The 19,347-nt window shown below is 63.5% G+C and carries 16 protein-coding genes and 1 pseudogene; 11 read left to right on the forward strand and 6 right to left on the reverse strand.

The annotated features are described in order from the left end of the window. Positions 1–40: 40 nt before the first annotated feature. Positions 41–988 (reverse strand): LysR family transcriptional regulator, encoded by a 948-nt coding sequence (locus AC788_RS14240; protein WP_049861244.1) that lies wholly within the window; start codon positions 986–988, stop codon positions 41–43. 177 nt (positions 989–1,165) lie between these two features. On the opposite strand from AC788_RS14240, the gene AC788_RS14245 reads away from it, so the two are divergent. From AC788_RS14245 to AC788_RS14260, 4 genes are read left to right on the forward strand one after another with little or no spacing between them, the layout of a single operon-like run. Further along, positions 1,166–2,668 carry an efflux transporter outer membrane subunit gene (locus AC788_RS14245; RefSeq protein ID WP_049861245.1) on the forward strand — a complete coding sequence of 501 codons (1,503 nt, stop codon included), beginning with the start codon at positions 1,166–1,168 and terminating at the stop codon, positions 2,666–2,668. Further along, positions 2,665–4,830 (forward strand): FUSC family protein, encoded by a 2,166-nt coding sequence (locus AC788_RS14250; protein ID WP_049861246.1) that lies wholly within the window; start codon positions 2,665–2,667, stop codon positions 4,828–4,830. The genes AC788_RS14245 and AC788_RS14250 overlap by 4 nt, the downstream gene beginning before the upstream one ends. Next, the gene (locus AC788_RS14255; RefSeq protein WP_049861247.1) at positions 4,820–5,020 is read left to right on the forward strand and encodes a DUF1656 domain-containing protein; all 201 of its coding nucleotides are present in this window, start codon (positions 4,820–4,822) and stop codon (positions 5,018–5,020) included. The genes AC788_RS14250 and AC788_RS14255 overlap by 11 nt, the downstream gene beginning before the upstream one ends. Positions 5,021–5,030: 10 nt before the next feature. Next, entirely contained in the window at positions 5,031–5,891 is an 861-nt protein-coding gene (locus AC788_RS14260; RefSeq protein ID WP_049861248.1) for an efflux RND transporter periplasmic adaptor subunit, read from the forward strand. An 18-nt stretch (positions 5,892–5,909) separates the two neighbouring features. On the opposite strand, the gene AC788_RS14265 is transcribed toward AC788_RS14260, so the two are convergent. The 3 genes from AC788_RS14265 to yaaA form a co-directional block, all read right to left on the reverse strand. Next, a complete protein-coding gene (locus AC788_RS14265; RefSeq protein ID WP_049861249.1) occupies positions 5,910–6,722 on the reverse strand; it encodes an SDR family oxidoreductase in 813 nt (270 codons plus the stop codon). 15 nt (positions 6,723–6,737) lie between these two features. Continuing rightward, entirely contained in the window at positions 6,738–7,202 is a 465-nt protein-coding gene (locus AC788_RS14270) for a hypothetical protein (RefSeq protein WP_049861250.1), read from the reverse strand. A gap of 78 nt (positions 7,203–7,280) precedes the next feature. Beyond that, positions 7,281–8,060, reverse strand: a complete 780-nt coding sequence (gene yaaA / locus AC788_RS14275) for a peroxide stress protein YaaA (protein WP_049861251.1) — start codon at positions 8,058–8,060, stop codon at positions 7,281–7,283. A gap of 372 nt (positions 8,061–8,432) precedes the next feature. Here yaaA and AC788_RS21645 point away from each other — a divergent pair. The 4 genes and pseudogenes from AC788_RS21645 to guaA all read left to right on the forward strand — a co-directional run. Continuing rightward, positions 8,433–8,561: pseudogene (locus AC788_RS21645) on the forward strand (sulfite exporter TauE/SafE family protein); the annotation flags it as partial. A 53-nt stretch (positions 8,562–8,614) separates the two neighbouring features. Further along, positions 8,615–9,172, forward strand: coding sequence for a hypothetical protein (locus AC788_RS14285; protein WP_049861253.1), 558 nt, complete (start codon positions 8,615–8,617; stop codon positions 9,170–9,172). A gap of 83 nt (positions 9,173–9,255) precedes the next feature. Beyond that, positions 9,256–10,725: an IMP dehydrogenase gene (gene guaB, locus AC788_RS14290; RefSeq protein ID WP_049861254.1), complete on the forward strand. Its 1,470-nt coding sequence runs from the start codon at positions 9,256–9,258 to the stop codon at positions 10,723–10,725. 112 nt (positions 10,726–10,837) lie between these two features. Continuing rightward, positions 10,838–12,415, forward strand: coding sequence for a glutamine-hydrolyzing GMP synthase (gene guaA, locus AC788_RS14295; protein WP_049861255.1), 1,578 nt, complete (start codon positions 10,838–10,840; stop codon positions 12,413–12,415). A 75-nt stretch (positions 12,416–12,490) separates the two neighbouring features. Here the strand turns inward: guaA and AC788_RS14300 are convergent, their stop codons facing one another. Then, positions 12,491–12,862: a PH domain-containing protein gene (locus AC788_RS14300; RefSeq protein ID WP_049861256.1), complete on the reverse strand. Its 372-nt coding sequence runs from the start codon at positions 12,860–12,862 to the stop codon at positions 12,491–12,493. Between the two features lie 171 nt (positions 12,863–13,033). Here AC788_RS14300 and AC788_RS14305 point away from each other — a divergent pair, with 171 nt between their 5' ends. The 3 genes from AC788_RS14305 (at position 13,034) to tadA (ending at position 17,750) form a co-directional block, all read left to right on the forward strand. Further along, on the forward strand, positions 13,034–15,628 hold the full coding sequence (locus AC788_RS14305; RefSeq protein WP_049861257.1) for a membrane-targeted effector domain-containing toxin: 2,595 nt from the start codon (positions 13,034–13,036) through the stop codon (positions 15,626–15,628). Positions 15,629–15,890: 262 nt separating this feature from the next. Continuing rightward, the gene (locus AC788_RS14310) at positions 15,891–17,264 is read left to right on the forward strand and encodes a multicopper oxidase family protein (RefSeq protein ID WP_049861258.1); all 1,374 of its coding nucleotides are present in this window, start codon (positions 15,891–15,893) and stop codon (positions 17,262–17,264) included. 3 nt (positions 17,265–17,267) lie between these two features. Next, a complete protein-coding gene (gene tadA, locus AC788_RS14315; RefSeq protein WP_269082580.1) occupies positions 17,268–17,750 on the forward strand; it encodes a tRNA adenosine(34) deaminase TadA in 483 nt (160 codons plus the stop codon). 67 nt (positions 17,751–17,817) lie between these two features. Here tadA and mltF read toward each other — a convergent pair whose 3' ends face one another. Next, positions 17,818–19,278 (reverse strand): membrane-bound lytic murein transglycosylase MltF, encoded by a 1,461-nt coding sequence (gene mltF / locus AC788_RS14320; RefSeq protein WP_049861259.1) that lies wholly within the window; start codon positions 19,276–19,278, stop codon positions 17,818–17,820. Positions 19,279–19,347: the final 69 nt, after the last annotated feature.

Raw genomic sequence — 19,347 nt, forward strand, 5'->3', positions numbered from 1 at the left:
AGCACGCTAACATTCCCGATCGAGCAGAAACAATCCCGCTTCAGTTGGCGATCTGCAGGTCGAAGGTCTGCAGGTCGGCGTCGTGGGCCGCGAGGATGTCGGGCAGCGAACCGCGCAGGTATTCCACCCAGGTCTTGATCTTCGCGTCCAGGTATTGCCGGGACGGGTAGATGGCGTACAGGTTCAGCTCCTGCAGGCGGTATTCGGGCAGCATGCGTACCAGGGTGCCGTTGCGCAGGCCGTCGATGGCCGCATAGATGGGCAGTACGCCCACGCCCATGCCACTGCTGATGGCGGTCTTCATGGCGTCGGCCGAATTGACCTGGAACGGCGCGTTGCTGATGTTGACCATCTCCTGGCCATCGGGACCCTGGAACAGCCACTTTTCCAGCTGCACCACCGGGCTCACCAGGCGCAGGCAGGCATGTTCGCGCAGGTCGCCGGGCGTGCGCGCCGAGCCGTTCGCCTTCACGTATTCGGGAGAGGCGCAGACGATGCTGTAGGTGATGCCCAGGCGTTGCGACACGAACCCGGAGTCCGGCAGCTCGCTGGCCAGGACGATGGACACGTCATAGCCTTCGTCGAGCAGGTCGGGCACGCGGTTGGCCAGGGTCAGGTCGAAGGTCACGTCCGGATGAGTGCGCCGGTAGCGCGCGATGGCGTCAATCACGAAGTGCTGGCCGATGCCGGTCATGGTGTGCACTTTCAACTGCCCCGAAGGCCGTGCATGGGCGTCGCTGGCTTCGGCTTCGGCTTCGGCGACATAGGTCAGGATCTGCTCGCAGCGCACCAGGTAGCGTTTGCCGGCTTCGGTCAGGGCGATGCGTCGGGTCGTGCGGTTGAGCAGGCGGGTTTGCAGGTGTGCTTCGAGGTTGGACACCGCGCGCGATACGTTGGCGGTGGTGGTGTCCAGTTGTGCGGCGGCGGCGGTGAAACTGCCCGCTTCGGCCACGCAGGTGAACGCACGCATGTTTTGCAAGGTGTCCATGATTCGGTCTCTGGTTCGACGGACAAATTGTCGCATGAAGCCACAATTATACAGAAGGATTATCACCGGTTCGGTAATAAAGAATCGCAGGAAATCCAGCTTATCGGCGTCCCGAAGCGGCCCTAGAATGCCGGTCCAGACCCCTCCGCAGTTCGACCTCTCCCGGAAATCGCCGCAGTGCCCCGCCGCCTCATCGAAGAGCTGAAAATCCTCAGTGTCTGGACCTTTACCCTGGCCTTGACCGGCTGCATCAGCACCGCCGGTATCGCCCCTCGCAGCGAAGCGCTATCGGCCGACGCGCTGGCCACCGATGCCGCCATTCAAACCGCCGCCCAGGACGCGCAATGGCCGCAGAGCCAATGGTGGCGCGCTTATGGCGACCAGCAACTCGATGATTGGGTCAACCTGGCCTTGCTGGGCAGTCCGAGCATGGCCATCGCCGCCGCACGGGTGCGCCAGGCCAAGGCGCTGGCGGGTGTGGCGGAGTCCGTCGAGTCGCTGCACATCGACGCCAGCGCCGCGCTGAAACGCCACAACTGGCCGGCCGATCCTTTCTACGGGCCGGGCGACCTGTCCGGGCAGACCACCTGGGACAACAATGCCGGCCTGGGCTTCACCTATGCCCTGGACCTGTGGGGGCGCGAACGCAGCGCCAGCGAGCAGGCCCTCGACCTGGCTCACATGAGCGCCGCCCAGGCGCGCCAGGCCCAGTTGGAGTTGGTCAACAACGTGGTGCAGGTGTACATCCAGCTGTCGTTGCACTACGCCCAACGCGACATCGTGCAGCGCACGCTGGCGCAGCAGGAGCAGATCCTGGAACTGGCGCAACGGCGCCTGCACGGTGGCCTCGGGACGCACCTGGATGTCAGCCAGGCCGAGGCCCTGTTACCCGAGACGCATCGGCAGGTCGATGCCCTGGACGAACAGATTGCCCTGGCGCAAAACCAGCTGGCGGCCCTGGCTGGCAAAGGGCCGGGGCAGGGCAACCAACTCCAGCGCCCGAGCCTTTCCCTGCAGGCCCCGCTCGGCCTGCCGTCGACGCTGCCGGCGCAATTGCTGGGCCAGCGGCCGGACGTGGTCGCCAGTCGCTGGGCGGTGGCCGCGAACGCTCGGGGTATCGAAGTCGCTCATGCCGGCTTCTATCCCAACGTGGACCTGGTCGGCAGCCTGAGCTACCTAGCCACCGGCGGCGGCATGCTCGAATTTCTGGCCGGACGCAAGCTGGCCTACAACGTCGGGCCCGCCCTGAGCCTGCCGATCTTCGATGGCGGCCGGTTGCGCGCGCAGCTGAGCGACGCCTCGGCCGGCTACGATCTGGCCGTGGCGCGCTACAACCAGACTCTGGTGGAAGCGCTCAGGCAAATCTCCGATGAACTGATCCGTCGTGCCTCGATGGACAAGCAGCAGGCCTTCGCCGACGAATCGGTGGCCGCAGCGCAGCACAGCTACGACATTGCCCTGATCGCTTACCAGCGGGGCCTGACCGGCTATCTTGAGGTGCTCAACGCCCAGACCCTGCTGTTGCGCCAGCAACAGGTCGAGCAACAGGTGCAGGCCGCGCGACTGGCGGTCCATGCACAATTGGTCACGGCATTGGGCGGCGGTCTGGGCGCAGGTGCCGACGGCCCTGATGCCGAACGTCTGCACGCACCCAAACCACTGGCGGTGATCGATCGATGATCACCTGGCTGGGCCGCCTGCAATGGCGCCGAGGTTTCTTCGAGTGGGCACGCAGTGATGGCGTCACCTGGATCTACATCTTCAAGGTGTTGCTGGCCGCGTTCACCACACTGTGGCTGGCCATGCGCCTGGAGCTGCCGCAACCGCGCACGGCGATGATCACCGTGTTCATCGTCATGCAGCTGCAAAGCGGGCATGTCTTCGCGAAAAGTTTCTACCGTCTGCTGGGTACCCTGGCGGGCTCGGCGGTCACGGTGGTATTGATCGCGCTGTTCGCCCAGAACACCGAGCTGTTCCTGCCCAGCCTGGCACTGTGGGTCGGCCTGTGCTCGACCGGCGCCATGCGCTGCCGCAACTTCCGCGCCTACGGCTTCGTCCTGGCTGGGTACACGGCGGCGATGGTCGGTCTGCCGGCGCTGGCCCACCCGGACGATGCCTTCATGGCAGCAGTCTGGCGGGTGCTGGAGATTGCCCTGGGCATTCTGGTTTCCACAGCAGTCAGCGCGGCGATTTTTCCACAGTCGGCCAGCGCGTCGATGCGCAATGCCTTGTATCAACGCTTTGCCGTCTTCGCCCGATTCGTCACCGACGGCCTGCGCGGGCACAGCGCACGTGAGCAGTTCGAAGCCGGCAACGTGCGCTTCATCGCCGAGGCCGTGGGCCTGGAGAGCCTGCGCAGCGTGACCGCCTTCGAAGACCCGCACATGCGTCGGCGCAACGGTCGGGTCAGCCGTCTGAACAGTGAGTTCATGGCCGTGACCACCCGTTTCAATGCATTGCACCAGTTGCTCGAACGTATCCGCGCGCGTGGCCATGGTGATGTCGTGACCGCCATCGAGCCGGCATTGCAGGCACTGGCGCAGGTACTGGACGATTTTTCCAGGCAGGCCCTGACCGACGCTGATGCCGCGCGCCTGGCTCAGCGTATGGCCTTGTACAAGGACGCGCTACCGGCCCAGGTGCGCAGCCTGCGCGAGGTGTTCGAACACAACGGCCCGGACGATGAAGACCTGCTGGATTTCCATACCGCGTTCGAGTTGCTCTATCGCTTTGTCGAAGAGCTGCACAGCTATGCCCAGACTCACGCCTCGCTGGTCGAGCATCGGCATGCCCGCGAGCGCTGGGACGAGCCGTATCGTTCACAGACCAACTGGCTGGCCAGTGCCGCCGCCGGTATTCGCGGTGCGGTGGTGTTGCTGCTGCTGGGCAGCTATTGGATCGCCACGGCCTGGCCCAGCGGGGCGACCATGACCTTGGTCGCCGCCGCCACCGTCGGCTTGTCGGCCGCCTCGCCGAACCCTCGGCGGATGTCGTTTCAGATGGCTTGCGGCACCTTGCTCGGGGCGCTGGTCGGCTTCTACACGACATTCTTCGTATTGCCCTGGATCGACGGTTTCGCGCTGCTGTGCCTGACGCTTGCGCCAGTGCTCACGCTGGGCGCCTTTCTTGCCTCGCGGCCGCGCTTCGTCGGTTACGGGCTGGGCCTGCTGATCTTCTTCTCCATGGGCTCGGTGCCCGGCAACCTGACCCAATACGATCCGTATGCGTTCATCAACGACTACATCGGCATGGTTGTGGGCATGCTGTTCTGCGCCGCCGCCGGGGCGATCATCCTGCCGCCCAACAGTCGCTGGATGTGGCAGCGCCTGGAGCAGGACCTGCGTTCCCTGGTGGTGTTCGCCATCAGCGGCAAGCTGCGCGGCCTGGGTTCGGCCTTCGAGAGCCGCAGCCGCGACCTGCTGCACCAGGCGTACGGTTTGGCAGCCGGACAGCCAAAGGTGCAGCGCAACCTGCTGCGCTGGATGTTCGTGGTCATGGAGGTAGGACACGCGATCATCGAACTGCGCCGCGAGCAGGAGCGCTTGCCGGTGCATCCGGCCTACGCCCCCTGGCAGCCCTGGCGCCAGTCGATCCGGGTCATGGGGCGCGCGCTGATGCGCCTGTTCATCCAGCCCCAGGAGGGCAATCTGCAGCGTGCCATGGCGGCGGTCGAACAGGCCATTCATCTGGTCAGGAACACCGATGAACCCTTCGCCCGACATTTCGACACATCGGCACTGCGCCGGGTCCAGAGCTACCTGCACTTCATCCGCAGTTCGTTGCTGGACCCGCAATCGCCACTCGCCGAACTGGCCGCTCCAGGAGCCGACCATGCCCCGTGAAATCGCTTTCCATGGCCTGTACATGCCGACCATGACCCTGTTGTTCGTGGTCGCCGCCGGTATCGCCTGGGCCTTCGATCGGCTGTTCGCCAGCCTGGATCTGTACCGTTTCTTCTGGCACCCGGCGCTGCTGCGCCTGAGCCTGTTCGTCTGTCTGTTCGGCGCGATGGCGCTGACTGTCTACCGTTGAGAACCGCGCAATGAAAAAGTTTTTCAGTCTGTTGGCTACCCTGTTGGTGCTGGGGCTGGCGATCTTCATCGGTCGTCAATTATGGGTGCACTACATGCAGACACCCTGGACCCGTGACGGGCGCGTGCGCGCGGACATCATCAACGTCGCCGCCGATGTGTCCGGCTACGTGACGGCGGTGCCGGTACGCGACAACCAGCGCGTGCGCAAGGGCGACGTGCTGCTGCAGATCGATCCGGCCCACTACCGTCTGGCCGTCAAGCAGGCCCAGGCGCTGGTGGCGTCGCGCAAGGCTGCCTGGGAAATGCGCAAGGTCAACGCCAGTCGCCGTGCCGACCTGGATGAACTGGTGATCTCCAAGGAAAGCCGTGAGGACGCTAGCAATGTCGCGGCCTCGGCCCTGGCCTACTATCAACAGGCCGAGGCGCGCCTGGAGGCGGCGCAGCTGAACCTGGATCGCACCCGCGTGCTTGCGACCGTGGATGGCTACGTCACCAACCTCAACGTCCATGTCGGCGACTATGCGCGAGTGGGCGAGGCGAAGCTCGCCGTGGTCGACGAGCATTCGTTCTGGGTCTACGGCTTCTTCGAGGAAACCAAGCTGCCCCACGTGCACGTGGGGGATCCAGCGCAGTTGCAGATGATGAGCGGTGAAACCCTCACCGGCCATGTGGAAAGCATCTCGCGCGGCATCTATGACCGCGACAACCCGCAGAGCCGCGAGCTGATCGCCGACGTCAACCCGACCTTCAACTGGGTGCGTCTGGCCCAGCGAGTGCCGGTGCGCATCCAACTGGACCCGGTGCCCGACGGCATCCTGCTGGCAGCGGGCACGACGTGCACGGTGATCGTCACGCCGACGTTGCCCTGACCGGCGCTTGCGCTGCTGTCAGAGGGGACGATCCAGCCCGAACTTTCTACGCAAGGCTTTCTCCAGCAACCCCTTGGGCATCCACATCGCCAGTAACGGTAGCGCGCGGCTGCCGTTGCCCAGCCGTACCAGGCGAGCCGGCTTGGGGCGCTGCACGGCCTTGAGCAGCGCCGTGGCGAATTCAGCGACCGAGGTAGGGCGATCCTGGGACGCGCGGGCCCGGGCGCGCACGTATTCGCGAACCGGCCACCAGGGCGAATGCTCACCGATGACCTGCTCCGCTTCGGCACTGGCATGGCGGGCGAACTGCGTACCGATCGCCCCAGGTTGCACCTCCATGACACGGATGCCGAAGGGCGCAAGCTCCATGCGCAAAGCATCGCTGATGGCGTGGATCGCAGCTTTGGACGCGCAGTAGGCGCCTGCGAACGGAGTCGCCAGCACACCGGAGACGCTGCCGATGTTGACCACCAGGCCGTGTCGCCGACGCAGCGCCGGGAACAGCGCGCGGGTGATGCCCACCAGCGCAAACACGTTGGTCTGGAACTGCCGTTGCAGGACCTCGGTGCCGCCATCGAGCAGCGGCCCCATGGTGCCGTAGCCCGCGTTGTTGATGAGGATATCCAACTCCGGCACGTCGTCGGCCAGACGCAACAGCGCAGACTGATCGTTCACGTCCAACGGGCGGGCATCGAAGCCGGCCGCGGCCAGGCGGGCAACGTCGTGCTCCTTGCGCGCGGTGGCTATCACGTCGAAACCGGCATCTTTGAAGGCTTCGGCGAGGGCTAGGCCAATACCCGACGAGCAGCCGGTGATCAGTACGCGCGTCATGCGTCGCTCCTTGCGTTATCGAGAAAAGCTGCCTTGCAGCCGTTCGGCACGAAACTCCAGAGTCTGTGGGCGGTAGCCGGGACGCAGCGGTGGCAGCGGCAGGCAGTCTTGCCAGTCGGCGCCGGCCTGCAGCTCACCAGGGCCACGGTAGCGGGGAGCGGTGTAGAGGTTTTCTGCCAGGTTGGCGGTCTGGCCCGGCGCGTAGGCCGCGATCTGCCATTGCAGCTCGACCATGGGGACGTTGTTGCCATTGTTCAGGTTCAGGCGCAACGGACGGTCGGCGGGGCAGCCTTGCGGATCGAAGGTGATGCGCATCTCCAGCCGGGCCAGGCGATGGGCTTCGCGCGTGTCGCTCATGATGACCCACAGCGCGAGCAATGCCAGGGCGAACACGGCGGCGCCGGAGATCGGCAGCGCCTTGGAGGGATAGCGGATCAGCAGGATGACCCAGGAAATGATCAGGAAGATGCCGATTAACATGACTGCCAGCCTTGGTGAAGAAGTGGGGCGTATCGTACAGAACGTTCGCGTGTCTGTGAAAACCACGCCCGCACAGGCTCAGTCGTCGGGCTGATCGCGCAGGAACACCAGGTGGTCGGGCCGCGACTCGTCGGCACTGTAGCGATAGCCCTGACGGTCGAACCCTTTGAGCTGCGCCGGGTCGTGGATCTTTTCGTCGATCACGAACCGGGCCATCATGCCGCGGGCTTTCTTGGCGTAGAAACTGATGATCTTGTATTGGCCATTCTTCAGGTCCTTGAAGTCGGCGGTGATCAGGCGCGCCTGCAAGGCCTTGCGTTTGACGGCAGAGAAGTACTCGTTCGACGCCAGGTTGAACAGCACGTCGTCGCCCTGGTCGGCCAGCGCCTGATTGAGCCATTCGCTGATGCGCTCGCCCCAGAACGCGTACAGGTCCTTGCCGCGGGCATTGGCCAGCTTGGTGCCCATTTCCAGCCGATACGGCTGCATCAGGTCCAGGGGGCGCAGCAGGCCGTAGAGTCCCGACAGCATGCGCAGATGTTTCTGCGCGTAGTCGAAACCGGCTTTATCCAGCGTCGTTGCATCCAGGCCGGTGTAGACGTCGCCCTTGAAGGCGAGCAGGGCCTGCTTGGCATTGTCGGGCGTGAAGTCGGGGGTCCAACTGCCGAAGCGTGCAGCGTTGAGTCCGGCCAGCTTGTCGGAAAGGTGCATGAGCTCGGCAATCTGCGCCGGGCTGAGTTCGCGCAGCTGTTCGATGAGCACCTGGGAGTGGTCGAGAAACTCAGGCTGGGTGTAGCGCTGGATGACCGGGGGGGTATCGAAATCCAGGGTCTTGGCGGGGGATATCACCATCAGCATGCAAAGGTTCTCCTGTGGGCGTCGGTAAATTCTGGAGCAGTGCCGGCACCTCGTCCACCCTTAAGCGTGGGGGCATCCAGATGGACCGCAGCGACCCCGGACGCGGCTCGCGCCGCTGCTACAGGGGATCGCGTGTGCCGTTCGTACGGCTCTCCTCTGTAGCAGCGGCGCAAGCCGCGTCCGGCCACACCGCGAACCCTCTGGCACACCCCCCAACCCCCCACCGTATTGACGCCATCAATCCCGCTCCCCCACAGTGCCCGGAAAAAAGGAAACCCGCGCATGGACTACGCACTCGTCGATTGGAGCATCATGCTCCTGGCCATCGCTGCCGCCTACATCGTCTTCGGCATCGCCGGCTTCGGCACGGCCCTGGCGGCAGGCCTGTGGATCGGGCGTCGTCTGACCCTGCGCATGTCCCGCGAGGCCTTCGTGCGGCTGGTGACCTGGCTGGTGCTGGCCAGCGGCCTGGCGCTGCTGTACCGCTATTTCAATCCTTGACCTGCGCCCGCAGGGGGCTATCCTGCCGGTTTTGCGTACCGTCGGGCCCTTGCATGAACACTCAGAACATTCTCGTTCCGCGCCTCTCCACCTTGCCGGTGCACGAGCCCCGTGCGCGGGCGATCCTGCGCTGGCTGGTACGCAAGGAGATCGTCGAGGAACAACTGAGCACCTGCGGTCGCAACGGCAATCGCATGGCCTACGCCATCGGACCGGGTGCGAGAAACGTCGTCGAACAGCCGGACCTGCTGCCCTATGGGCAGCTCGTCAATGGCCTGGAAGTAATCACCGACCGCTGCATCTTCACCCCCATCGATGGCTTCCTGCACGAGGCCGGCTGCCCGGAATGCCGCCAGGAAGTCGGCGAGGCCCTGTTCGATAGCCTGGAAGAATGGATGCCCGGCCTCACCGACAACTTCACCTGCCCCCTGTGCGGCCATGAAGACGACATCAACGGCTTCCTGTTCCTGCAACCCTGCGCGTTCTCCAACCTGGGGTTCATCTTCAATAACTGGGGCCAGACCTCGTTCAAGCCGACGTTCATCGCCGAATTCGCCGACTGGCTCGACCAGCCGATCGCGCAGGTGCTGGTGAAGTTCCAGGACAATTGATCGCCAGGCCATCTTTGCCTTTCTTGTGGGGGCATGTGTGGGTATAATGGCGCGCTTCCATTTTCCCGCTCGGGAGCCCCCGCATGCTGCGTATCAGCCAAGAAGCCCTGACCTTCGACGACATTCTCCTAGTGCCCGGTTATTCCGAAGTACTGCCCAATGAAGTCAGCCTCAAGACCCGTTTGACCCGCGGCATCGAGTTGAACATCCCGCTGATTTCCGCGGCGATGGACACCGTGACCGAAGCCCGCCTCGCCATTGCCATGGCTCAGGAAGGCGGCATCGGGATCATCCACAAGAACATGACCATCGAGCAGCAGGCTGCCGAAGTGCGCAAGGTCAAGAAGTTCGAGGCCGGCGTGGTCAAGGACCCGATCACCATCGAGGCTGATGCCACCGTTCGCGATCTGTTCGAACTGACCTCCCTGCACAACATCTCCGGCGTCCCGGTGCTGCATGACGGCAACCTGGTCGGCATCGTCACCTCGCGTGACGTGCGCTTCGAAAACCGCCTGGAAATCCCCGTCCGCGAAGTGATGACGCCCAAAGAGCGCCTGGTCACCGTCCGCGAAGGGGCCGACAAGGAGCTGGTCCGCGACCTGCTGCACAAGCACCGCATCGAGAAAGTGCTGATCGTCGACGGCGAGTTCCACCTCAAGGGCATGATGACCGTCAAGGACATCGAGAAAGCCAAGGCCTACCCGCTGGCGAGCAAGGATGACCAAGGTCGTCTGCGCGTCGGCGCAGCCGTCGGTACCGGCAAGGACACCGGCGAGCGCGTCAGCGCCCTGGTTGCAGCCGGCGTCGACGTGGTCGTGGTCGACACCGCCCACGGTCACTCCAAAGGCGTGATCGACCGCGTGCGCTGGGTCAAGCAGAACTTCCCCGACGTCCAGGTCATCGGTGGCAACATCGCCACCGGCGAGGCTGCCAAGGCCCTGGCCGAAGCGGGCGCCGATGCGGTCAAGGTCGGCATCGGCCCAGGCTCCATCTGCACCACCCGTATCGTCGCCGGTGTCGGCGTGCCGCAGATCAGCGCCATCGCCAACGTCGCCGCTGCCCTCGAAGGCACCGGCGTGCCGTTGATCGCCGACGGTGGCATCCGCTTCTCCGGTGACCTGTCCAAGGCCATCGTCGCCGGTGCCTACTGCGTGATGATGGGCTCGATGTTCGCCGGTACCGAAGAAGCACCGGGCGAGATCGAACTGTTCCAGGGGCGTTCCTACAAGGCCTACCGCGGCATGGGCTCGCTGGGCGCCATGTCCCAGGCCCAGGGCTCCTCGGACCGTTACTTCCAGGACTCCTCGGCCGGTGCCGAGAAGCTCGTGCCCGAGGGCATCGAAGGCCGTGTCGCCTACAAGGGCGGCCTGTCGGCGATCATCCATCAGTTGATGGGTGGCCTGCGTTCTTCCATGGGTTACACCGGCAGCGCCGACATCCAGGAAATGCGCACCAAGCCCGAGTTCGTCCGCATCACCGGCGCCGGCATGGCTGAATCCCACGTCCACGACGTGCAGATCACCAAGGAAGCGCCCAACTACCGCGTGGGCTGACCCCGGTAGCCCGTCTGCCGCCTGGTACCGGGCGGCGAGCGGACATTCAATCTAGCGGGGCTGTTCACTACAGCCCCGTGTTGTTTCCGAATACATCTGACGAGAATGAGTCATGGCCCTCGACATTCACGCCCACCGTATCCTGATCCTCGATTTCGGTTCCCAGTACACCCAGCTGATCGCCCGCCGCGTGCGCGAAATCGGCGTGTACTGCGAGCTGCACCCGTTCGACATGGACGATGAAGCGATTCGCCAATTCGCCCCGCGCGGCGTCATCCTCGCCGGTGGCCCCGAGTCGGTCCACGAAGCCAACAGCCCGCGCTGCCCACAGGCCGTGTTCGACCTGGGCGTGCCGGTCTTCGGCATCTGCTACGGCATGCAGACCATGGCAGAGCAGCTAGGCGGCAAGGTGGCCGGCTCCGATATGCGTGAATTCGGCTACGCCCGCGTCGACGTGGTCGGCAAGAGCCGCATCCTCGAAGGCATCGAAGACCACATCGACGCCGATGGCGTGTTCGGCCTGGACGTGTGGATGAGCCACGGCGACAAGGTCACCGAGATCCCCCAGGGTTTCAACGTGCTGGCCAGCACCCCGAGCTGCCCGATCGCCGGCATGTTCGACGACGACCGCAACTACTACGGCGTGCAGTTCCACCCCGAGGTGACCCACACCAAGCAGGGCGAACGCATCCTGTCGCGCTTCATCATCGACATCTGCGGTTGCGAAGCGCTGTGGACCCCGTCGAAGATCGCCGAAGACGCCATCGCCCAGGTCCGTGCCCAGGTCGGTACCGACAACGTCCTGCTGGGCTTGTCCGGCGGTGTCGATTCCTCGGTGGTCGCGGCCCTGCTGCACAAGGCCATCGGTGATCAGCTGACCTGCGTCTTCGTCGACAACGGCCTGCTGCGCCTGCACGAAGGCGAGCAGGTCATGGCCATGTTCGCCGAGAACATGGGCGTCAAGGTCATCCGCGCCAACGCCGAAGCGCAGTTCCTCGACAACCTGGCCGGCGAAGCCGACCCGGAGAAGAAGCGCAAGATCATCGGTCGCACCTTCATCGACGTGTTCGACGCCGAATCCTGCAAGCTGGACAACATCAAGTACCTGGCCCAGGGCACCATCTACCCCGACGTGATCGAGTCGGCCGGTGCCAAGAGCGGCAAGGCCCACGTGATCAAGTCGCACCACAACGTCGGCGGCCTGCCCGAGGAAATGAACCTCAAGCTGGTCGAGCCACTGCGTGAGCTGTTCAAGGACGAAGTCCGCCGTCTGGGCCTGGAGCTGGGCCTGCCGTACGACATGGTCTACCGCCACCCATTCCCCGGCCCGGGCCTGGGCGTGCGCATCCTGGGTGAAGTGAAGAAGGAATACGCCGACCTGCTGCGTCGCGCCGACCACATCTTCATCGAAGAACTGCGCAAGGCCGACTGGTACCACAAGGTCAGCCAGGCATTCGTCGTGTTCCAGCCGGTCAAATCGGTTGGCGTCGTCGGCGACGGTCGCCGCTACGCCTGGGTCGTCGCCCTGCGCGCCGTGGAAACCATCGACTTCATGACCGCGCGTTGGGCCCACCTGCCTTACGAACTGCTGGAAACGGTGAGCGGCCGCATCATCAACGAGATCGAAGGCATCTCGCGGGTGACCTACGACGTTTCGAGCAAGCCGCCGGCTACGATTGAGTGGGAGTGATCCCGCGTCCGGCATTGCCCGGCACCTACTAGCAGGAAATGCCCTGAAGCCCGCGTAATTGCGGGCTTTTTTGTTTCACTTCAACACATACCCCCCAATCAACCGCGAAATCTCCACCATCGACGTCTTCCCCGAGAACTCGAACCGCACCTTCCCCAGCGCCGAGAAATACACCTCCAGCTCCGAATCCAGATCGAACGTGCCCGAGGTCTCGATCGAGTACGCCACGATGTTCTTGTAGGGCAGGGAGGTGAAATCCTTCTTGCTGCCGGTCAGGCCCTGCACGTTCACGGCAATGATGCGCTTGTTGGTGAACACCACGCCGTCACGCATCGACTTGTAGGCGTCGACCACGTGCTCGTCTTCCAGCAGCAGCGCGGTGACGCGTTCGCCGTATTCTGCATTCTGCTTGAGTTTGAAGAAGCCTTTGTTGTTGAAGTCGATCATGGCCTTGAATCCTGCGAGCAGAAGGTTTGCCGAAGTCTACCTTGATGCTGGCGTCAGCGAGAGTGTTGGCGGCGTCGTCGGGCGCCTGGACGATGGGGCCAAATATGTAGGCCGGTCGGGTCCGGGGCAGTGGCCATACTCGCAGCCCGTTCAGAAATCGATCTCTTTGATATGACTGATGCACCTTCCAATACGCAATTAGGCGAGGTTCTCGCAGGCCTCGCGGGGCAAATCACCCACCGCTTGCCCAACCTGCACCAAATGGCCGTAGACGCGGCTACCCAACTGCTCACTTCCATGGGCATCGACGCTCACCCCGACGCCTTCTACTGGCATCGTTTCGACAACGCCCAATCCAGCCATCGTTCGTTCAGCGGGTACGCACACATGGGGCCACCGAGCGAATCGATGACGTTTACGGAGCTGGTGATGCGACGGTTTCGCGCGAGCGATCAGGATAATGCTGACTTGCTGCATGTCATGGGCGGGTTCTACACAGGTGATGCGAAGACGCTGTGGTTCGACGAGCGCAACGAGGTACGGCTGCAGCCGGACAAGGTATTGACCGCGTTATGGCACATCGACTTTGCGGCGGTCTATCACCAGGCCTTGGCGACGTTCTGGGCCGACAATGAGGAAGGGGTGCAGACGCTGATTCGGATCAACTGCCTGCGCGCTGCGGTAGATGCTTGCCAGGCCGGTCACATAACGCGCCGACAGGTGCAGTCGGTGTTCGATGGTTTGGGGTGCGAGTACGCCATGGCTCCGACCCTGGCCGGGTTGACCGGCACTCATCCGGCCACCCAGGGTGTCACGGTCTGTGCGCTGCAGATCGCCGGTCATGTCTTCCCCAGCGTCCTGTGCTTCAACACTGTGGCGGGCGAGCGTTTGCTCTACCTGGCGGGCCGCGACGTGGCCTTCCAGGTCTTCGCCGATACGAAAGCGATTCAGGCGTGGTTGTACCAACAGGTCCAGGCACAGACGAGCCGGGAGCGTTTGCTCGATCACGGCAGGCTGATCGAGGCTGCAGCGGCAGTGGCACGGGCTCGAAGCTTCGCGCTGCTGGCGCAGAAGCCACTGTCGTTGTTCGCGGCAAAGGTGACGTGGCCGGCCGTCTCTACGGATGCAGCGCACTGGCTGCACGTGCAGGCCCGCGAGCAGATGCTGGCCGAGGCCAACCTGCAACTGCATAGCAACAGCGAGCTGCGCAAGCAGTTGTGGATCGGTTATCTGGGCGCCGGGGTGCACCTGTTCGGCGCAGCGGCCATGGTCAGTTGGCCCATCGCGTTGATCGTAGTGGTGGCCAGCGCCGGGAAATTCGCACTCAATGTCGAGCGCGCGGTGAATGCGTCGGAGGCCACGGACCGTCGCGCAGCGCTGTATGCGTCGATAGTCAGTGGCATAGAACTGCTGTTGAACATGACGCTGCTGATTCCTCAGCGGGCACCACAGACCGCCGAGTTGCAGTCTCTGCAAGCGCATCCGCAGGTGTCCGCGCTGACGCCTCTGCTGCCGAGCACGGAAGGGTTGCTGACGGTCGAGGGCGAGCAGATGATCCGCTTACGTGGCGATCTGTATCGGGTGCGCTATGACTCCCACCTGGGTTACTGGATGATCGTCGATCCGCAGCGGCCCTTTGCGTTCACCGGCAATTATCCGGTGCGCTTCAACAGCCAATTGCAATGGGAACTGGTACCTGGCGGTTGCCTGCGTGGGGGCGGTGGCTGCATGAGTATTTCGGGTGAGGTAGAGCTTGAGCCTCCACCGGTGAGTTACGTGCAGTTCGAACGCTTGGCCAGTCGCTATGAGGTGCCACTCGTGGCACGTGCCGCGACGCGCGAGCTGTTGAGCGACCAGTTTCGAAAAATGCTGTCAGGTGATTATTTCGACCCCTATACACCGCTGAATCCGGTGCTCGACAGCCTCAACAAATTGCGTGTGCAACTGATCGAAGATGCCAATGCATTCATTGCCCAATGGCGCTCGCCAGGTAGATCGCCGTTACGTGCGCCTGATCCTTCGCTGCCTCCCTATGTAGCGGTGCGCCGTTTGCTGGATGAATCTCGGGGGCTGGTCATTGGCGAGTCCCATCAGTCCATCGCCAGCAAGCAATTTCTGATCGAGCATATGCCGGCCCTGGCTCGCGATGGCGTCGACACCCTGTACATGGAGCACCTGATGACCGATCTGCATCAGGCCGAGCTCGATCAAGTCGCCAGCGACGGGCGTCTGCCCAGCCAATTGCAGGACTACCTGCGCGACCAGGACCTGGGCCATCGCACCGACCCCACGCGTCGATACAATTACACCACACTGGTACAGGCCGCACGCCGCGAAGGCATTCAGGTGCGGGCGCTGGATTGCGCGGCCAGCTATCGACTCGACGGCATGGAGGATCTCTACAACGTGGGTGGGACTCTGCGGCATAGGGTGTTCAGCTACCACGCCAGCCGCGTGATCGCGGCGCGTGGTGTGCTGCCAGGCAGTGGCAAGTGGATCGCGTTGGTTGGCGATACCCATGCATCCACCTACAAAGGCATTCCTGGTCTTGCGCAGTTACACGATGTGACGGCGCTGCGCATCGTCGATGCTGGCGCAGGTCAACAGACCAACATCACTTTGGATCCTGGCGAATATTATCTGCCATCCATGGGCCACCCCGATGGTGTGGTCAAAGCCGATTGGCGCTTGGCATTGACCGTACGCGAAGCCCCCTTCACCTACCTGGATCCGTCGCTGGCACCACTAGGCGTGATCAGACCCTGATGCGTCAGCACGCATGCGGTTCGTCCGGCTCTGTAGCAGCGGTGCAAGCCGCGTCGGCGGCGCATGCGGTTTGTCTGGCACTGCGCGGTAAGGCCGGACGCGGCTCGCGCTGCTGCCACAGAGATCGCGAGCGTTACCGTGGCGGTGCAAGCCGCGTTCTGGGTCGCAGGAACCCCACCGCGCGGCAGTTCAAGTCTTAATCTTTCTCAATTGCAGGTGTATCGTGTCGGCCTTTCGCGTTCATTGAGCAGGTGCCGTCCCCATGTCTTTCACACGTCGACGATTTCTCGGTGGCCTGGCAGGTGTGGTGGCGGTCGGTGTGGGTGCCGGTGGTGCTGCCCGCTACTGGCTGGGAACGCCCGTCGACCAGGCCGGTGTCGACTATCAACTGATCGCTGCGCCGCTCGACGTCGAGCTGGTGGCAGGCCATCAGACCCCCGCCTGGGCCTTCGGCGGTTCGGCACCTGGCCAGGAACTGCGCGTGCGCCAGGGCGAATGGTTGCGGGTTCGCTTCATCAACCAGTTGCCGGTAGAGACCACCATTCACTGGCACGGCATCCGCCTGCCGCTGGACATGGACGGCGTGCCCTACGTGTCGCAGCTGCCGGTAAAGCCCGGTGAATACTTCGATTACCGCTTCCGCGTACCCGACGCCGGCAGCTACTGGTATCACCCCCATGTCGCCAGCAGCGAGGAACTGGGCCGCGGCCTGGTCGGCCCGTTGATCGTCGAGGAGCGCGAGCCGACCGGTTTCGCTCACGAGGCGGTACTCGATCTGAAGAACTGGCACGTGGACGAGGAGGGCGCGTTCCTGCCGTTCAGCATTCCCCGTGAAGCGGCGCGAAACGGCACTCTGGGGCGACTCTCGACGATCAACGGTGTGCATCGGGCAACCATCGATCTGCCGGCCGGGCAGATCGTCCGGGTGCGCATTCTGAACCTGGACAACACCGCCACCTACCGCCTGAATTTCCGTGGCGACGCCGAGATGCGCCTGTATGCGCTGGACGGCAACCCGATCGAGCCCCGTGCGTTCGGCAAGGATTACTGGATGGGCCCCGGCATGCGCGTCTGCCTTGCGGTCAAGATGCCGCCTGCCGGTGAAGAGATCGCCATCCGCGATGGCTCGGTGCGTCTGGGCACGCTGCGCTCGGTGCCGGCCGAGGCAGCGGCCAGCGACTGGCCACCTTCCTTGCCCGCCAACCCCATCGCCGAGCCGGACTTGGCCAACGCCGAAAAGCTCAATTTCAACTTCGAATGGGTAGGCGAGGTGTCCGACACCACCGAAGGCAAGCCGCCCAGCCTGTGGCAGATCAACGGCATCGCCTGGGACATCACAGACAAGACCTGCGCTGATCGCCCCATTGCCAAGATGCAGTTGGGCAAGAGCTACGTGCTGGAGCTGAAGAACATGACGCAGTATCAGCACCCCATTCACTTGCATGGCATGAGCTTCAAGGTGATCGCGTCCAATCGGCGCAAGATCATTCCGTACTTCACTGACACGTTCCTCCTGGGCAAGAACGAACGTGCCCAAGTGGCCCTGGTAGCGGATAATCCGGGTATCTGGATGTTCCACTGCCATGTGATCGACCACATGGAAACCGGACTCATGGCCGCAATAGAGGTTGCCTGAACGTTGAAGTACGCACAGATCATCGATCGCAGCCGCGATCAGTTCTTCATGGCCGAGGCCCTGGCCTTGGCAGCCCAGGGCGCGGCGCTGGGCGAGGTGCCGGTGGGCGCGGTGCTGGTGCAGCAGGGCGAAATCGTCGGGCGCGGATTCAATTGCCCGATCAGTGGCCATGACCCCAGCGCCCACGCCGAGATGGTCGCGATCCGCAACGCGGCGCAAGCGGTGCAGAACTATCGGCTGCCGGGCAGCACCCTATACGTCACCCTGGAGCCTTGCAGCATGTGTGCGGGGCTTATCGTGCATTCGCGCATTGCGCGGGTGGTGTTCGGTGCGCTCGAACCCAAGGCCGGTGTCGTGCAGAGCCAAGGGCAGTTCTTCAATCAGGGCTTTCTGAACCACCGGCTGGTGGTGGAGGGGGGGGTGTTGGCTGAAGAATGCGGGGCTATCTTGAGCGAGTTTTTCAGGGCGCGGCGGGCGAAGGGTTGAGATTGAAGGAAGGTGTCGAGGGCCTTTTCGCGGGCAGAGCCCGCTCCCACAAGATCACCGCGTGCTTTTAGAGGGGTGGGGTCTGCTGTGCGGGCTTTGACTGGTCGACACCCGGCACATGCAGGTTGCCATCGGCAACCTGGCTGCCTTCGAGCTGCGGCTGGGTTACCCAGGTGAGAATGTCGTAATAGCGGCGGATGTTGGCGACGAAGTGCACCGGCTCACCACCGCGGGCGTAGCCGTAGCGAGTCTTGCTGTACCACTTCTTCTGCGCCAGGCGCGGCAGCATCTTCTTTACGTCCAGCCATTTGTTCGGGTTCAACCCTTCGCCTTCGGCCAGCTTGCGCGCGTCGTCCAAATGACCACCGCCAATGTTGTAGGCCGCCAGCGCGAACCAGGTCCGGTCGGGCTCCTCGATGCTGGCGTCGAGCTGGTCCTTGACGTAGGCAAAGTACTTGGCACCGCCGTTGATGCTTTGCTTGGGGTCCAGGCGGTTGCTCACGCCCATGGCCTGGGCAGTGTTCTGGGTCAGCATCATCAAGCCGCGCACGCCGGTCTTGGAGGTCACGCTGGCCTGCCACATGGACTCCTGATAGCCGATGGCTGCCAGCAGTCGCCAGTCGACCTTTTCCTGCTTGGCGGAGGACTGGAAGGTTTTCTCGAACTTGGGCAGACGTTGTTGCAGGTGCTGGGCGAAGGTGTAGGCACCGACGTAGCCAAGGACGTCGACATGGCCGTAGTAGCGATCCTTGAGTCGCTGCAGGGTGCCGTTGCCCTTGACCTTGTCGATAAAGCGGTTGACCTCGTCTAGCAGGCTGTTGTCCTCACCGCTGGCCACGGCCCAGCGCTGATCGCGGCCATCGCCCAGGTCGAAGGCGACCCGCACATTGGGGAAATACACCTGGTTCATGGCGACTTCGTTGGAGTCGACCAGGGTCAGATCGATCTGCCCTTCGTCGACCATGCGCAGCAGATCCACGACCTCGACCGCGTCGGACTCTTCGTATTCAATGGCTGGATATTGCAGCTTCAGCTTGGCCAATTGCTCGGCGTGGCTGCTGCCCTTGAGCACCATGATCTTCTTGCCGACCAGCTCGGCGGCATCGGTGGGTCGGTTCTGGCCGTTGCGATAGATGACCTGCGGCGTCACTTCCAGGTAAGGGTGCGAGAAGCGCGCCTGTTTCTCCCGCACCTCGCTGGTGACCAGGCCAGCGGCTGCCAGCACCGGGCCCTGTGGCTGGCTCAGGCCGGCGAAGATATCGTCGAGATTGTCGGCGGTTTCGATCTTGAGCTCGACACCCAGGTCATCGGCGAAACGCTTGACCAGCTCGTATTCGAAGCCGGTTTCACCGTTGCGATCCTGGAAATAGGTCGCCGGGCTGTTGCGGGTTATGACGCGCAGCACGCCGTCCTCCTTGACCCGCTCGAGCGTGCTGGGTTTATCAACACAGCCACTGAGCAGCAGGAGAAGTCCGGTTGCGAAGAGCCATTTGGCGCAGCGCGAGCGTAAGACGGTCTGGGTGAGCATGGGTGCAGTATACGCAAACGGCCGCGTCAGCCATATCTCGACAGTATGTAGGGGAGTCTGCTAGAGCTG

This window comes from Pseudomonas sp. RIT-PI-a (assembly GCF_001187875.1).
In the GTDB taxonomy this organism is placed as follows: Bacteria; Pseudomonadota; Gammaproteobacteria; order Pseudomonadales; family Pseudomonadaceae; genus Aquipseudomonas; species Aquipseudomonas coleopterorum.

Coding starts and splice junctions, on each gene's coding strand:
- AC788_RS14240 (WP_049861244.1), bottom strand. CDS start 988: ATGGACACCTTGCAAAACATGCGTGCGTTCACCTGCGTGGCCGAAGCG.
- AC788_RS14250 (WP_049861246.1), top strand. CDS start 2,665: ATGATCACCTGGCTGGGCCGCCTGCAATGGCGCCGAGGTTTCTTCGAG.
- AC788_RS14255 (WP_049861247.1), top strand. CDS start 4,820: ATGCCCCGTGAAATCGCTTTCCATGGCCTGTACATGCCGACCATGACC.
- AC788_RS14260 (WP_049861248.1), top strand. CDS start 5,031: ATGAAAAAGTTTTTCAGTCTGTTGGCTACCCTGTTGGTGCTGGGGCTG.
- AC788_RS14265 (WP_049861249.1), bottom strand. CDS start 6,722: ATGACGCGCGTACTGATCACCGGCTGCTCGTCGGGTATTGGCCTAGCC.
- AC788_RS14270 (WP_049861250.1), bottom strand. CDS start 7,202: ATGTTAATCGGCATCTTCCTGATCATTTCCTGGGTCATCCTGCTGATC.
- yaaA (WP_049861251.1), bottom strand. CDS start 8,060: ATGCTGATGGTGATATCCCCCGCCAAGACCCTGGATTTCGATACCCCC.
- AC788_RS14285 (WP_049861253.1), top strand. CDS start 8,615: ATGAACACTCAGAACATTCTCGTTCCGCGCCTCTCCACCTTGCCGGTG.
- guaB (WP_049861254.1), top strand. CDS start 9,256: ATGCTGCGTATCAGCCAAGAAGCCCTGACCTTCGACGACATTCTCCTA.
- guaA (WP_049861255.1), top strand. CDS start 10,838: ATGGCCCTCGACATTCACGCCCACCGTATCCTGATCCTCGATTTCGGT.
- AC788_RS14300 (WP_049861256.1), bottom strand. CDS start 12,862: ATGATCGACTTCAACAACAAAGGCTTCTTCAAACTCAAGCAGAATGCA.
- AC788_RS14305 (WP_049861257.1), top strand. CDS start 13,034: ATGACTGATGCACCTTCCAATACGCAATTAGGCGAGGTTCTCGCAGGC.
- AC788_RS14310 (WP_049861258.1), top strand. CDS start 15,891: ATGTCTTTCACACGTCGACGATTTCTCGGTGGCCTGGCAGGTGTGGTG.
- mltF (WP_049861259.1), bottom strand. CDS start 19,278: ATGCTCACCCAGACCGTCTTACGCTCGCGCTGCGCCAAATGGCTCTTC.